Annotated in this window: 13 protein-coding genes; 5 read left to right on the forward strand and 8 right to left on the reverse strand. The window is 54.7% G+C overall.

Translation table 11 applies throughout. The features are described from left to right. The first annotated feature begins 39 nt into the window (after positions 1 to 39). Entirely contained in the window at positions 40 to 618 is a 579-nt protein-coding gene (locus DOQ08_RS11000; RefSeq protein WP_227537605.1) for a QsdR family transcriptional regulator, read from the forward strand. Between the two features lie 95 nt (positions 619 to 713). On the opposite strand, the gene DOQ08_RS11005 is transcribed toward DOQ08_RS11000, so the two are convergent. The 3 genes from DOQ08_RS11005 to DOQ08_RS11015 all read right to left on the reverse strand — a co-directional run bounded on the left by DOQ08_RS11005 (position 714) and on the right by DOQ08_RS11015 (position 4,802). After that, positions 714 to 2,096 carry a sodium-dependent transporter gene (locus DOQ08_RS11005; RefSeq protein WP_114334976.1) on the reverse strand — a complete coding sequence of 461 codons (1,383 nt, stop codon included), beginning with the start codon at positions 2,094 to 2,096 and terminating at the stop codon, positions 714 to 716. A 171-nt stretch (positions 2,097 to 2,267) separates the two neighbouring features. Next, the gene (locus DOQ08_RS11010) at positions 2,268 to 3,842 is read right to left on the reverse strand and encodes a methyl-accepting chemotaxis protein (protein WP_114334977.1); all 1,575 of its coding nucleotides are present in this window, start codon (positions 3,840 to 3,842) and stop codon (positions 2,268 to 2,270) included. Between the two features lie 87 nt (positions 3,843 to 3,929). Then, complete coding sequence (locus tag DOQ08_RS11015; protein WP_114334978.1) at positions 3,930 to 4,802, reverse strand: carboxylate/amino acid/amine transporter; 873 nt, start codon at positions 4,800 to 4,802, stop codon at positions 3,930 to 3,932. A 170-nt stretch (positions 4,803 to 4,972) separates the two neighbouring features. Between DOQ08_RS11015 and DOQ08_RS11020 the strand changes: the two genes are divergently transcribed. Next, on the forward strand, positions 4,973 to 6,370 hold the full coding sequence (locus DOQ08_RS11020) for an MATE family efflux transporter (protein ID WP_114334979.1): 1,398 nt from the start codon (positions 4,973 to 4,975) through the stop codon (positions 6,368 to 6,370). 33 nt (positions 6,371 to 6,403) lie between these two features. Here DOQ08_RS11020 and DOQ08_RS11025 read toward each other — a convergent pair whose 3' ends face one another. Further along, positions 6,404 to 7,384, reverse strand: a complete 981-nt coding sequence (locus DOQ08_RS11025; protein WP_114334980.1) for a GGDEF domain-containing protein — start codon at positions 7,382 to 7,384, stop codon at positions 6,404 to 6,406. Positions 7,385 to 7,599: 215 nt separating this feature from the next. Between DOQ08_RS11025 and DOQ08_RS11030 the strand changes: the two genes are divergently transcribed. Further along, a complete protein-coding gene (locus DOQ08_RS11030) occupies positions 7,600 to 8,727 on the forward strand; it encodes an HD-GYP domain-containing protein (protein ID WP_114334981.1) in 1,128 nt (375 codons plus the stop codon). Between the two features lie 11 nt (positions 8,728 to 8,738). Here DOQ08_RS11030 and DOQ08_RS11035 read toward each other — a convergent pair whose 3' ends face one another. Then, positions 8,739 to 9,170 carry a CBS domain-containing protein gene (locus DOQ08_RS11035; protein WP_114334982.1) on the reverse strand — a complete coding sequence of 144 codons (432 nt, stop codon included), beginning with the start codon at positions 9,168 to 9,170 and terminating at the stop codon, positions 8,739 to 8,741. A 197-nt stretch (positions 9,171 to 9,367) separates the two neighbouring features. Between DOQ08_RS11035 and DOQ08_RS11040 the strand changes: the two genes are divergently transcribed. Beyond that, positions 9,368 to 10,729, forward strand: a complete 1,362-nt coding sequence (locus DOQ08_RS11040) for an alanine/glycine:cation symporter family protein (protein ID WP_114334983.1) — start codon at positions 9,368 to 9,370, stop codon at positions 10,727 to 10,729. 179 nt (positions 10,730 to 10,908) lie between these two features. Further along, positions 10,909 to 11,562, forward strand: a complete 654-nt coding sequence (locus tag DOQ08_RS11045; protein ID WP_114334984.1) for a peroxiredoxin — start codon at positions 10,909 to 10,911, stop codon at positions 11,560 to 11,562. An 80-nt stretch (positions 11,563 to 11,642) separates the two neighbouring features. On the opposite strand, the gene DOQ08_RS11050 is transcribed toward DOQ08_RS11045, so the two are convergent. Genes DOQ08_RS11050 through DOQ08_RS11060 form a run of 3 tightly spaced genes read right to left on the reverse strand, consistent with a single transcriptional unit; the run spans position 11,643 to position 14,148 of the window. Further along, complete coding sequence (locus tag DOQ08_RS11050; protein WP_114334985.1) at positions 11,643 to 12,425, reverse strand: MetQ/NlpA family ABC transporter substrate-binding protein; 783 nt, start codon at positions 12,423 to 12,425, stop codon at positions 11,643 to 11,645. Between the two features lie 38 nt (positions 12,426 to 12,463). After that, positions 12,464 to 13,141: a methionine ABC transporter permease gene (locus DOQ08_RS11055; protein WP_114334986.1), complete on the reverse strand. Its 678-nt coding sequence runs from the start codon at positions 13,139 to 13,141 to the stop codon at positions 12,464 to 12,466. Further along, positions 13,141 to 14,148 carry a methionine ABC transporter ATP-binding protein gene (locus DOQ08_RS11060; protein ID WP_114334987.1) on the reverse strand — a complete coding sequence of 336 codons (1,008 nt, stop codon included), beginning with the start codon at positions 14,146 to 14,148 and terminating at the stop codon, positions 13,141 to 13,143. The genes DOQ08_RS11055 and DOQ08_RS11060 overlap by 1 nt, the downstream gene beginning before the upstream one ends. Positions 14,149 to 14,178: the final 30 nt, after the last annotated feature.

Here is a 14,178-nt window from a genome sequence, read left to right on the forward strand (position 1 = left end):
AACCGCTAGAATGAGGACAAACATAGCTAAGAGCCAAAAGTGACCGAATCCATCATCAAAACAACCCCCATCGACGCCTTCAAACGGGCGCGAAGAATGTGGTTAAAAGGGGAAAAAATCAGCCTTGCCGCCCTTGCCGACGATTTAGGTATCGGCCGGGCGACCCTGTTCCGCTGGGTTGGCAATCGTGATCTGCTGATTGGTGAGATTTTATGGTCGCTTTACGAGCCACTGTATAAAGAAGCCCGCGAGATCACACCCGGGCATGGCGTTGATTACGTGGTCGGTGTGTTCCGCCATATCAACACCACCATTCTGCATTTTTCACCCCTGCGCAAGTTCCTGCATCAAGACCCGGAATACGCCTTGAAGATGCTCACGTCATCGCACTCCACGTTGCACGCCCGAACCGTAGAAGTGAATACCCGCTTACTGAAGGACGAGATTCGCACCGGACACCTGACTCCGCCCATGAACATCCAGAGTCTGTCTTACTTTATGGTTCGCATCGCGGAGTCCTGCCTGTACAGCGACATTATCGGCGGCAGGGAGCCCAGAGAAGACGAACTTGAGGATGCCTGTACGGCCGTGCGGATTCTGCTCGGCGGAAAAGTTTAGCCCGCTGCGCACTGAAACCAGCGTCATCTGAGCAGGCACAAAAAAACCCGGCGCTGGAAACAGCACCGGGTTTTCTTCTAACAGGCTTGTGCTTGTTAACCGATCAGGTTGTACACAAACACAATCACAACCGCTACCGGCGTGATATAGCGAATCAGCACGTGCCAAAGCGTAAAGGCACCGCCGGTCATCACCAGATCAGACTGCAGCGTTTCCTTGGCCACAAACCAGCCCACAAACAGGGCCGTCAGCAAACCGGACAGCGGCAGCATAATGTTCGCGGTGAAGTAATCCAACAGGTCGAACATGGTTTTGCCTTCAAACGCGGCAAACATACCCAGCGGCGTGATATCTGACCACACGTTCAAGGACAAGATGGACACAATGCCCAGCGCCCAACACGCGCCACCGGCCAGAATCGCACTGAAGGTACGACCCATCTCGGTTTTTTCCTCGACCCACTCAACCACGGGCTCCAACAGCGAAATGCCGGAGGTCCAGGCCGCAAACAACAGCAGTACGAAGAACAGCGTGCCAAACAGATCGCCCATTGGCATGTTACCGAACGCCAAAGGCAGCGTCTGGAAGATCAGGCCAGGACCGGCGCCCGCTTCCAGGCCGTTGGCAAACACCACGGGGAAGATCGCCAAACCGGCCAGCAGAGCAACCACAGTGTCCATCAATGCAACACTGACAGCCGTGCGGCCAATAGGCACGTCACGACTCAAATACGAGCCATAGGCCATCATGATGGCCATACCCAAACTCAGCGTGAAGAAGGCATGGCCCAGAGCTACCAGCACACCCTTAACCGTCAGGGCCTCAAAATTCGGCGTGAACAGGAAGCTGGCTGCCTCACCGAAATGGCCGGTTGTCGTTGCGTAACCAACCACCACCAGCAACAGCACGAACAACGCCGGCATCAGAATAGTAACCGCACGTTCGAGACCGCCTTTCAAGCCGCGAGACACCACCAAGACCACCAAGGCCATAAACACAGTGTGCCATGCCAATAGCTGAACCGGGCTGGCTAGAAGGTCGCCGAACAGCTTGCCTACGCTCTCAGCGGTGCCACCGGTGAAATCGCCCATGGCCGAGTGGCCAATATAAGAGGCAGCCCACCCGCCGATCACGGAATAGAACGACAAAATGATAAAAGCGGCCAACATGCCGATAATCGCAGAGGCGCGCCAGGCTGGAGACGCCAGGTTGCGCTCGGCGACCAAACGAAAGCTGGCAATCGGGTTGTGACGACCATTACGGCCGATAAACACTTCCGCCATCATGATGGGGATACCGATGATAAAAATGCAAAGCAGGTATACCAGTACAAAGGCACCGCCACCGTTCTCACCGGTTACATACGGGAACTTCCAGACGTTACCCAGGCCGACTGCTGACCCGGTCGCCGCCAGAATAAACGCAAGTCTTGACGACCAAAGTCCGCGGGAACCAGCTGCGGAGTTAGACTGTGTCATGTGTTTTTCTTCCTGTGCTTTTGGCTGAGGAAACTACTAATTTGTGCGCGCCGGCGCAGGGCTCTGGCGCAGTTGGTGCAGAATTCTGCCAGCACTGGCGACATGATGCCAGTGCTGGCCTTTTCAGAGGCGACCGGAGGCTCGGGCTTATTCTTGCCAAGCTACCGATGTTTAACGGTTTTTATCGATAAAACGCGCAACCAAGTCTTTCAAACCGTGAGCCATAGTGCTCAGTTTGTCACTGCTGCTCCGGGCGGCTTCGGCCTGCTCGTCACTCTGATCCGCCAAACCTGCAATGTTCACGATCTGTTGATTGATTTCATCAGAAACCTGGCTCTGCTCTTCGAACGCCGCCGACATAGTGATGAAACTGTCAGAAATCGAATCAACAGAACTGACAATCGCATTCAGCGCACCAACCGCTCCCTGGACCTTACTCAGCCCGTCACCTGCGATGGCCTCACCGGCCCGAACGGCTTTATTGGTTTCTTCGACCTGAGCCCGAAAACTTTCAATGACTTCCTGAATCTTCACCGTAGACTCTCGTGTGCGCTGGGCCAAGGAGCGCACTTCATCCGCAACTACCGCAAAGCCACGCCCTTGCTCCCCTGCTCGCGCGGCTTCGATCGCCGCGTTCAGCGCCAACAAGTTGGTTTGATCGGCAATGTCGGAAATCAGATTAGCCGCTTCACCAATGGTTTGGGTGGACTCGCCCAAACGACTAACAGAGGCGCCAATACTACTGACCCGATCGACCAATTGCTCGATCGCCGCCAGTGCTTCGGTGCTGCGCGCACTACCATCATGGGCCAGACGGTGCGCTTGCTCGGCTTCCTGGGCATTATCGTTAACGGCCGAGGCCACTTCCTGAATGGACGCCGTCATTTCATTGATCGCTGACGCAGTCTGGTCCGTTTCAGCCCGCTGACGGGCAATGGCCGCTGCTCCATCGGCAATATAGGTGTGGGACGCCTGCGCCTGCGCATTCAAATACTCAGCCTGATCATCAATTCTGGCCAGTGCCGTTCGCAAACGCGCTTCCTCGCTCACCAACACCAACGCCAACCTCGAAAACAGCCCTTGTTCATTAGAGTATGTCTGGGCAATCAAGGGATCCTGAAAAGCATCTTCCCGAAGGCCAAGAATGTTTTTCAGGCGCTTGGTCAAGGAGCCGTACATCCACGCCGCTGCCAGACCGTGCCCGAGCACCGCAACCACCACCGCCCATACTGGCGACGTTAGCTGCAGAGCGAGCAAGGTAAGCACCAGCGAGAGAATGAACGGAGCGCCTGAGCGCAAAGTAGACATAACGCGACTGATACGCGCCGATGGCATCCGACCTGCCGAAAGCCGTGCATACAGTTTTTGGGTACGCTCAACTTGCTCTCGGGTGGTGGCAACACGCACCGATTCATAGCCCACTTTTTCGCCCGCTTCCCAGATAGGCGTAACGTAGGCATTCACCCAATAATAGCCACCGCACTTGGTGCGGTTCTTTACCACGCCCATCCAGGCCTTACCTGCTTTCAAATAGCCCCACATGTTGGCAAAGGTCGCTTCCGGCATATCAGGATGGCGAATCAGGTTATGAGGCTGGCCAATCAGCTCGTCACGCGGGTACCCGCTGATGGTTTCGAAATCGTCGTTGCAATAGGTGATCACACCCTTGAGATTGGTGGCACTGATCAGCCGCATGCCAGCGGCCACCTCAATTTCTTTATCGGTGACCGGAAGATTTTTTCGCATAGTACGAGATACCCCGAGAGATCGTAGATAGGTTGCAAGCTTAGCAGGCGATAAGCTGCGGCTAGGGAAACCGTCCCTTTTCAGACTTTAGCTGGCCAACTGCATTCGTGCACGTGGGTGAAACTTTGCGTTCACCCAGAGTGACAACGCGATTACCGCGCCGCCAAGCGCTAACCTGGCGAGGTCCGCGTCCCGATTCCAAATCAATAAATTGACCAACAAGCCAGCGGGCACCAACACGTTGTTCATCACCGCCAGCGTGCCCGCATCAACCTCACAAGCCCCGCGATTCCAGAGATACAGGCCCAGACCGGATGCCGCCAGTCCTAACCACGCAAGAATGCCCCATTGCAGGCTAGTGGCGGGTAACTTGTCGGGGTTGCCAAAAATCAGGAACGACGGCAACGCGATCACCAGCGCGCCGAAAAAGAAGTACCCGAACGTGCGGTAGCCGGGAAGATCCAACGGGTACCTGCGCATGACATGTTTATAGCCTACCTGGCCGGCGGCAAAGGCGATGTTGGCAACCTGCAGCAACAAGAAGCCGGTAAGGAAGTCTTCACTCAATCCATCGTAGCGAATAATACCTGCTCCCAGCGTTGCAACAACCGCAGCCAGCAAAGCAACCGGCGAGAAGCGCCGGAAAAATGCATCGTCAATCAACGTGACGTACAAAGGCGTGAAAATGGTAAACAACAGAACTTCAGGGACCGACAGGTAAGCAAAAGAACGGTACAGACAAACGTAAGTGATGCCGAACTGCAGCATGCCGGTCGCCATGATGCACAATTTCATACCGTTCGGCACACCGCGCCAACGGGTAAACGGCAAAAACACGAGAGAGGCCAGCAATACCCGGCTTAATACAGCGAAATCACTATCCACTTGTCCCGCGAGAAACTCGCCGATCAAACTGAACGAGAAGGCCCAAAGAACCGTCACCAGAAGCAAAAAAAACATATCGCGATACCTTAGAATATCCGGGGTCATACTTTACTTGTTTTAACCGCTCCCTGCAGCGTCAGCAGCGGTGCAACTCCCTATAAGCGCCGCTCACATGAATGCAGTAAGATTGCCCATTCTCTTTGAATATCGCGTTCTCACACACCTGCAGCAAAGCCCTAAGCACCATGGACGAGACACACCAGCCGTTACCCGAAACCCGACAACCTTTAGTGGGCCGCACGCTCACCGAATGGAAAACCTTGGCATTGCTCGGCGGGCCAATCCTGATCGCGCAAGTGGCACAAATGGCTAACGGCGTTATCGATACCGTCATGGCAGGCCACGCCAGCGCTGAAGATCTTGCGGCCGTTGGCATCGGGAGCAGCCTGTGGATGCCACTTTTCCTGTTCTTTATGGGCTTGTTAGGTGCCCTGCAGCCGATTATTTCCGGTTACAACGGTGCCCGCACTACCAGCAAAATAATGCCGGCAACCTGGCAGGGCATTTATATTGCCCTCGGCGGCACCGTCATCATGGCCTTGCTACTGACCAACGTGCACCCTGTACTCGCCCTGCTCAATATGGACGCCAACACGGCACTCATCACCCAAGGTTATCTGAATGCGTTTGCCTGGGGCATTCCTGCCATGTTGCTGATGAACGCACTGCGTGGGCTTACAGACGGTTTAGGCCATACCCGGGTAATCATGATGTTCTCGGTGCTCAGCACCCTGATTAACTTGCCGCTCAATTACATTTTCATCTACGGCAAGCTTGGGTTACCTGCCATGGGCGGAGTGGGTTGTGGCTGGGCCACGTCGTTATCAAACGGCATTGCCGCCATCGCACTGCTGGTCTACTTGAATCGCAGCAAAACCTTCAAGCAGTTTCATCTGCTGGCGGAACGGGTTAAGCCCAATATGGCGGGCATTCGTTACATTCTAAAACTTGGCGTGCCAATTGGCTTTACCATCTTTGTCGAAGCCAGCATGTTTTCCGTAATCGCCTTGTTTTTGGCACCGCTGGGGCCGGTGATCGTCGCCGGCCACCAAATCGCCCTGAACGTTGTGTCATTGCTGTTCATGCTACCCCTGAGCATTGGAATGGCACTTACGTTAAGGGTGAGTTTTCTGGTGGGTGCCCAAGCGCCCGACAGCGCCCGGTTGATCTCCCGCAGCTCGCTGCTGCTGGCCTCAGCCGTCGCCTTGGTGTTTGCGACATTGCTTTTCGTGTTTTCCGGCTCCATTGCAGCGCTTTACACCAACGACCCCCAGGTACAAGCGGTGACCATTCGATTACTTTCTTTTGCCGCCATGTTCCAGATCGCTGACGTTATCCAGGTGACCTGCATCAGTGCTTTGCGAGGCTATAAAGACACTCGGATACCCATGCTGATCATGCTGTTTTCGTTTTGGGTGGTAGGGTTGCCGCTGGGATACGTGTTGACGTTTACCGACTGGATCGCGCCTTCGCTTGGCGCTGCAGGGTTCTGGGTAGGACTTACCGCCGGTTTAACGTCCGCCAGCCTATTCCTTGGATGGCGTTTGTTCCGCTACCAACCTGAGGCGGAACCAGGTGAATAACCGAGGGAAAAGTGTCAGGTTTACCAGATTTCTTCAGAAATCATCGCCATAGACCACCCGGTCACGGCCGGATTCTTTGGCCCGATAGAGCGCGTGATCGGCTCTCGACAACCAGCTCGCCACACTCTCGCCATGACGCAACAGGGCCACCCCGAAGGACGACGTGACCGGGCCTCCCGGGCCTTTGAGCGATTTCCGCACCCCTTGTTGGAGGTTGGTCACCACGGTTTTCAGGTTGGTTTCATCTACACCGGGAAACAACACCACAAACTCTTCCCCGCCAAACCGGAACAGCTGGTCGGTTCGGCGGGTGTTCTCTTCAATCAAACCGACCAAATCACGGAGGACGTTATCACCGACACCGTGACCGTACTCGTCATTAATTTTCTTGAAGTAATCAATATCCAGAATCACCAGTGCATAGGACAATCCGGTCCGCTCTGCATTGGCCGCCGCCAGATCCAGCTCCTGATCCATTGATCGGCGATTCTTCACGCCAGTCAATGGATCAATCGTCGCCAACTGCTCAAGGCGATCTCGCTGCTCTTTATTGCGCATGGCAAATACATATGAACAGGCGCTCACAATCGTGGTGCTGGCAAAGAATGTCCACATCTGCACGGAAGAGGTGAACGCACTCTCGACGGTCATCATCGCCAGAACCGATGCCAGATTCACAATCGCCGCGATTCGACTGGGCGCCAGAAAGAAGGTTGTAACCAAACAAGGATAGAGCCAAAACAAAGCGACTTCACCCACTAACATACCCACCGCGACCGCACCGGAGCAGGAGGCTATGGCCACGAAAATACCGGAGCGATAGGTGTCGTGAGTGCGCCAAGCGTAAACCAGGCTTCCGGCAAGAGCCACCAAAATGCCGAGATCAATGAAGCCTGCGAGTAAGTTGCCATCCAGAAACCGCATAATGGCAAAAGGTGTGACACCAAGAATCGCACTGCCCGATAGCAGAGTAACGATGGACAACCGGAAATCGTTTTTCAGGCGGTAGAGCATGCAGCGTAGTGCCCAACAAAAGTGGTGGAGAATCCTCAGCCTAGCGCACGCTCGGGCGATGGTCGCCAAGTGGCTACGATTCTTAACAAATATGCATTGAAAGACACAATCTTGTTCGAAAGTATCCCCTAAAGCTGGCTAAATTGTATTGGCAGCGAGTATAAGATCATAATAGTGGTATGTATCGCTTGACGGCATAAACAGGGATGTGAATTTTGACGAGCTTGGTCCGCATTGCGCCTGGAGCGCTGGTTATAGGAAAACCTCTGCCATGGGACGTTTACGATGTGGACGGCAATGTGCTGTTACGGCAGGGCTACATTATTCATTCAGACGCTCAAGTCGAACAATTGTATGAACGGGGTCAATTCAAACCTATTGCGCCCAGGCCCCGAAAGCTCGAGCAACACACTGACGAGCGCCCCTGTAACCCCTTCGCCGAATACGCTGAACTGCTGGCAACGCTTGAAACGACCCTGTCTGCTGTAGCGTCCCGGGCACCGAGCGCGAAGAGTCGTTTACTGGGGTCCGCGCGCATGCTTGAGCGGATTTGCAAGCAGGCACCTGACGCAACCCTCGCACTGGTCCACTTATACTCGGTCAACCCGAACATCTATGAACAGACTCTGTTCTACGGCATCCTTAGCCACTTCATCGCTCGCCAATTTAATTTAGAGCATAAGCGCACTACGTCGCTGGTCGTCTCCGCGCTGACCGCTAATCTCGCCCTGATCCCGGTTGCCGACCAGTTAAATGCTTCAAACCATGTCCTGACCGCCGAGCAACGCGCCGTCATTCGCAAACATCCCGAACGGGCCGTAGAAGCGCTTCGGGCCGCTGGCATTTCGAACACTCGCATATTGCAGTGCATCATGCAGCATCACGAAAAAGCCGATGGTTCGGGCTACCCTGCCGGCCTGACAGGGTCAGACATATTGCCGGAAGCAGAAATTTTAGCGCTGGCAGAGCGATACGTTGCCATGATTACAAAACGGGCTTACCGAGACCGAATGGACGTTGCTGCGGCCCGAAAACTGTTACATACCCTCAGTAATGGCCAGTTTCGGCCTTCTATTCCGAGAGCCTTACTCGAAATACTCGGCGACTACCCGCCGGGGGTGCTGGTGCGCCTTGCGAACGATGAAATCGGTGTCGTGAAAAAGCGCCCCGAAGGCCACCGGGGAGCCGTGGTAAGTAGCATCATCAGTCCAAGAGGGCAGCGTTATACCGGAACCTTCGAGCGGAACACCTATGAACCCGAATACGCCATTATCCGGTTTGAAGATACGGAAGTGATGCCATCCATGGATTTCAGCCTGATCTGGGGGTTCAGAAACCTGTAATTCCCAAGATGCTAATCTTCAGCGTCCGCAAACCGTGACCGCTCCATGGTTTGGCCTGCTTTGGCTAACTGCGCCAGTATCGCTGAACGGGTAACCACGCCTACCAGCTTACCGTCTTCCACCACCGGATAAACTTTCGGCTTACCCGCGCCCAGATTCTGCGCCAGATCCACCACGGACATATCCGGATTCACCGTCACAGGGTTGCGAAACATCACGTCGTCTACGTTGGGCTCACCTTCGCTGTGATAATTACTGACCAACAGCGCGTGGATACAATCCTGTTCAGAGACAAAGCCCAACACTCGTCGCTGCGCATCCACCACTGGCAAACCGGTAACGTGATTGGCCAACAACGTTTTAACCACATTGGTCAGGGGCTCCCCGCACCTAATCGGCTCTATGTGGTTCCACATAACCTCAGAAACCTTCAATGAATGCATCGGCAACCCCCTTGATCGTGGTTATGAATCGCTTATCTGGCAGATAGATCTTTCTTTAAACATAGGCAATTCTTTGCGAAATGGGAAACCGTCACAGCCAAGCATTTCATAGGTGGAAATTATCAACTAAACTCAAGCAGTTATCTCTTAACGCACCATAGCCGCCGCACAATCCATTGCAATCACCGGGAGTCCTCATGGAAGCAATTTCTAACTTCGTAAATGAAATCAACGGGTTGGTTTGGGGCCCACCCATGTTGGTCATGATTTTGGGTGTCGGCTTATTTCTGAGTCTCGGCCTCAAACTCATGCCCATCATGAAACTCGGCGCCGGTTTCCGCCTGATGTGGAACGGCCGGGCTCGCGGCGGAGACGACGAAGGGGATATCCCACCGTTTCAAGCGTTAATGACCGCGCTGTCGGCAACCGTTGGCACGGGCAATATCGCGGGTGTAGCCACCGCCGTATTTTTAGGGGGGCCGGGAGCCTTGTTCTGGATGTGGCTAACGGCACTGGTCGGCATGGCTACGAAATATTCCGAAGCGGTGCTGGCAGTTCGGTTCCGCGAAGTGGATGAGCGCGGTGCCCACGTCGGTGGACCGATGTACTACATTCGCAACGGTTTGGGTAAGAAATGGGCGTGGCTGGGTGTGCTGTTCGCCATTTTTGCCTCGGTCGCGGCATTCGGCATTGGCAACACCGTGCAGGCGAACTCGGTTGCCGATGTGCTGGAAGTTAACTTCAGCATTCCACACTGGGTTACAGGCCTGGTGCTTATGGCACTGGTGGGCATGGTTCTGATCGGCGGCATCAAGCGCATCGGGCAGGTTGCCAGTGCGCTAGTACCCTTCATGGCGGTGTCTTATGTGATGATCGGGCTGGTGGTTCTGGCCATTAACGCCAATGAAATTCCCGAAGCATTTGAACTGATTTTCAGCTATGCCTTCAGCCCAGCGGCTGCCGAGGGTGGTTTTGCCGGCGCAGCGGTTTGGGCGGCAATCCGCTTTGGTGTTGCACGTGGCATTTTCTCCAACGAAGCAGGTCTGGGTTCTGCACCCATCGCTCACGCGGCCGCGCAAACTAAAGACCCGGTTCGTCAGGGCATGGTGGCCATGCTCGGTACCTTTATCGACACCATCATCGTGTGCAGCATTACCGGGTTGGTGATTATCACCTCCGGCGTTTGGACATCCGGCGAAACCGGCGCCGCCTTGACCTCTCTGGCCTTCGAAACAGGCCTTCCGGGTCTGGGCAATTACATGGTGGCCATAGCACTGGCGATTTTTGCCTTTACCACGATTCTGGGCTGGTCTTTCTATGGTGAGCGCAGCATCGAGTTCTTGTTCGGTGTAAAAGCGATTGTGCCTTATCGGATTGTCTGGATCATTGCGATCCCCGTGGGCGCCACCGTTAATCTGGGTTTCATCTGGCTGCTGGCCGATACTCTGAACGCCATGATGGCTTTGCCCAACCTGATTGCCCTGCTGCTGCTCAGCCCGGTGGTATTCCGCCTAACCAAAGACTATTTTGATAAACAGATGAGCCCGGGCACGCACTGATTCGAACCACGAATCCACCCACACGGAAGTGGGCGCCGCAGATGAGGTAGATCAAGCCCCCTTGCATTTACCCCACTGCGGCTCCATGGTTAGTTGTATACACTGGGCTTTCCAGTTGGCTGTGCACCAGCGCCGCCAAAACCCCTGTTTTTACAACAATGCGTGAAAGGAGACCGAGCATGAGCTTACGCCTAGGAGATACCGCACCGGATTTCGAACAGGAATCCAGCGAAGGCACTATCCGCTTCCACGAATGGTTAGGTGACAGCTGGGGTGTTTTATTCTCGCACCCGGCCGATTTCACCCCTGTGTGCACAACCGAGCTAGGCCTGACTGCCAAGCTGAAAGACAAGTTCGCCGAGCGCAACGTGAAGGCCATCGCCCTGAGTGTTGACCCGGTCGACTCTCACCATGATTGGATCAAAGACATCAACGAAACCCAAGGCTGCACGGTGAACTTCCCGATCATTGCAGACCAGGACCGCAAGGTTTCCGAGCTGTACGACATGATTCACCCGAACGCAGACAGCAGCCTGACGGTTCGCTCTCTGTTCGTGATCGACCCGAACAAGAAAGTTCGCCTGATCATCACGTACCCGGCATCCACCGGCCGGAACTTCAACGAAGTTCTGCGTGTGATCGACTCCCTGCAGCTGACCGACGACCACAAAGTGGCGACACCGGGCAACTGGGAACAGGGTGGCGATGTCGTGATCGTGCCCTCGCTTCAGGACGAAGAGGAAATCAAGCAACGTTTCCCGAAAGGTTATAAGGCCGTTAAGTCTTACCTGCGGATGACCCCAGACCCCAAAACCAACTGGGGCGGCGATTAATCACTGCAGGCTGTAAACGCAAAAAGGGCAGGTGTCATACCTGCCCTTTTTTATTTCCGTGAGTTAGCAATTGCCGGCGATCAGAATGCCGGAACAACCGCACCCTCATACTTTTCCATGATGAAGTCTTTAACCGCATCGGATTTCAATGCGTTGGCCAACTTCTGCATGGCTTCGCTGTCTTTGTTGTCCGGACGCGCAACCAGGATGTTGACGTAAGGAGACTCAGAACCCTCGATAATCAAGGCGTCTTCAGATGGGTTCAGGCCCGCTTCCAGCGCATAGTTGGTATTGATCAGGGCAACGTCTACCTGATTCAGGATACGTGGCAGAGTTGCAGCTTCCAGCTCTTTGAAGTCCAAGTCTTTCGGGTTATTGGCAATATCACGCGGGGTCGCAGTGATCTTGCTTTCGTCCTTCAGAGTGATCAAACCAGCTTTCTGAAGCAGCAGCAGCGCACGGCCACCGTTGGTGGGGTCGTTCGGGATCGCCACAACCGCACCTTCTTTCAGATCGTCCAGAGACTCGATCTTGGTGGAGTAGGCACCGAACGGCTCAACGTGAACGCCGGTTACCGTAACCAGGCTGGTGCCACGGCCATTGTTGAATTCATCCAAATACGGCTGGTGCTGGAAGAAGTTCGCATCCATCCGCTTCTGGTCAACCTGGATGTTGGGCTGAACGTAATCGGTGAACACTTTCACGTCCAGCTCGACACCTTGTTCGGCCAGCGTCGGCTTCACAAATTCCAGCAGCTCGGCGTGAGGTACCGGAGTGGCGGCTACAGACAGGGATTCTGCTGATGCCGCGGTTGAGAATGTCGCTGCGGCGGCCAAAGCCACCAGTGTTTTCTTCAGATTCATCTACACATACTCCTGCTTTAATAGCTCATTATTCTTGATTACTTACGACTGAAATACAGCACCAGACGATCACCCGTCATTTGCAGCAACTGCACAAAAAGCACCAGCAGAGCGACGGTAATCACCATCACATCGGTCTGGAAACGCTGGTAACCGAATCGAATGGCCAAATCGCCCAAGCCACCACCACCGATAACACCCGACATGGCGGCATAAGAAACCAATGTGATCGCTGTAACAGTAATACCCGCGATGATGCCCGGAAGTGCTTCAGGCAGCAAGGCACCGAATACGATCTGGCGGATGTTCGCGCCCATCGCCTGCGTGGCTTCAATAATGCCCCGGTCTACTTCTCTCAGAGACGTTTCAACCAAGCGGGCGAAGAACGGCGCACCACCCGCAACCAGCGGCGGGATCGCACCGGCCACGCCCAAGGATGTGCCTATCAGCATGACCGTAAACGGAATCATCACGATCAACAGAATGATAAACGGCACGGACCGTAACACGTTGACCACGAACGACAGCACCGCATAAGCCACCGGCTGCTCGAGCAACTGACGCTTGCCGAACAAAAACAGCAGCACGCCGATCGGCAGCCCGATCAGCACACTGAACAACAGTGACATACCCACCATCACCAACGTGTCCCAGCTGGCGATACCGATTTCAGCCCAATCGACGTTGCCCATCAGGCTTTCCATTAAAGCTTCCATCAGCGCACCACCTCCACGTGTACCTCTGCGGCTTCGAGGGCTTTCAGCGCCACCTCAACATCACCGCCGATCAGTGAGAGGGTCAGCTGGCCGTAGGGCGTGTCTTTAATATGATCGATACGCCCAGACAGTATGCTGAAATCAACGCCGGACTGCCGAGCGACGCTGCCCAGCAGGGGTTTATAGGTAGACTCGCCTTTGAAAGTCAGGCGCAGAATCCGGCCTTCCGCTTTCTGCAGGTTTTCCTGCAACTCATCACCGTCGATGCTTTCGCTTTCCAGCACGAAATCCCGGGTAGTCGGGTGTTGAGGGTGCAGGAACACTTCGCTGACCGGCCCCATTTCAACCACGCGCCCGGCATCCATCACGGCGACCCGGTCACACACCCGGCGCACTACGTCCATTTCGTGGGTGATCAGGACGATGGTCAGGCCAAGCTCTTTGTTGATATCGGCCAGCAGCTTCAATACCGATTGGGTGGTTTGAGGGTCCAATGCACTGGTGGCCTCGTCGCACAACAACACGGTCGGCCGGCATGCCAATGCGCGCGCGATGCCCACTCGCTGTTTCTGCCCGCCTGACAACTGCGAGGGATATTTGTTGGCGTGATCACTCAAGCTCACCCGTGCCAGCAGCTCTTCAACCCGTTCGCGGATCTCGGTTTTGCTATAGATCCCGGCCAGCTTCATCGGAAACGCGATGTTATCGGCAACCGTTTTTGAGGACAAAAGGTTAAAATGCTGGAAGATCATTCCAACTTTGCGGCGAAAAGCACGCAGTTCCGCGGCGGAATAGCCGGTAATGTCTTCGCCTTCAATCAAGATGCGGCCACCGGAAACCGGTTCGAGCTTGTTAATCAATCGAATCAGTGTGGATTTGCCTGCGCCGGAATGGCCAACAATGCCAAAAACCTCACCGGTTTCGATGGTCATACTGGTAGGGCGCAACGCGGGAATGTCCCGGCCACCTACCTGGTACGACTTTCTTACCTCGTCAAATACAATCATGGTCAGTGCCTTGGATAAGCGCTTTCGTCA

The sequence above is a fragment of the Marinobacter litoralis genome (assembly GCF_003336705.1).
Taxonomy (GTDB): Bacteria; Pseudomonadota; Gammaproteobacteria; order Pseudomonadales; family Oleiphilaceae; genus Marinobacter; species Marinobacter litoralis.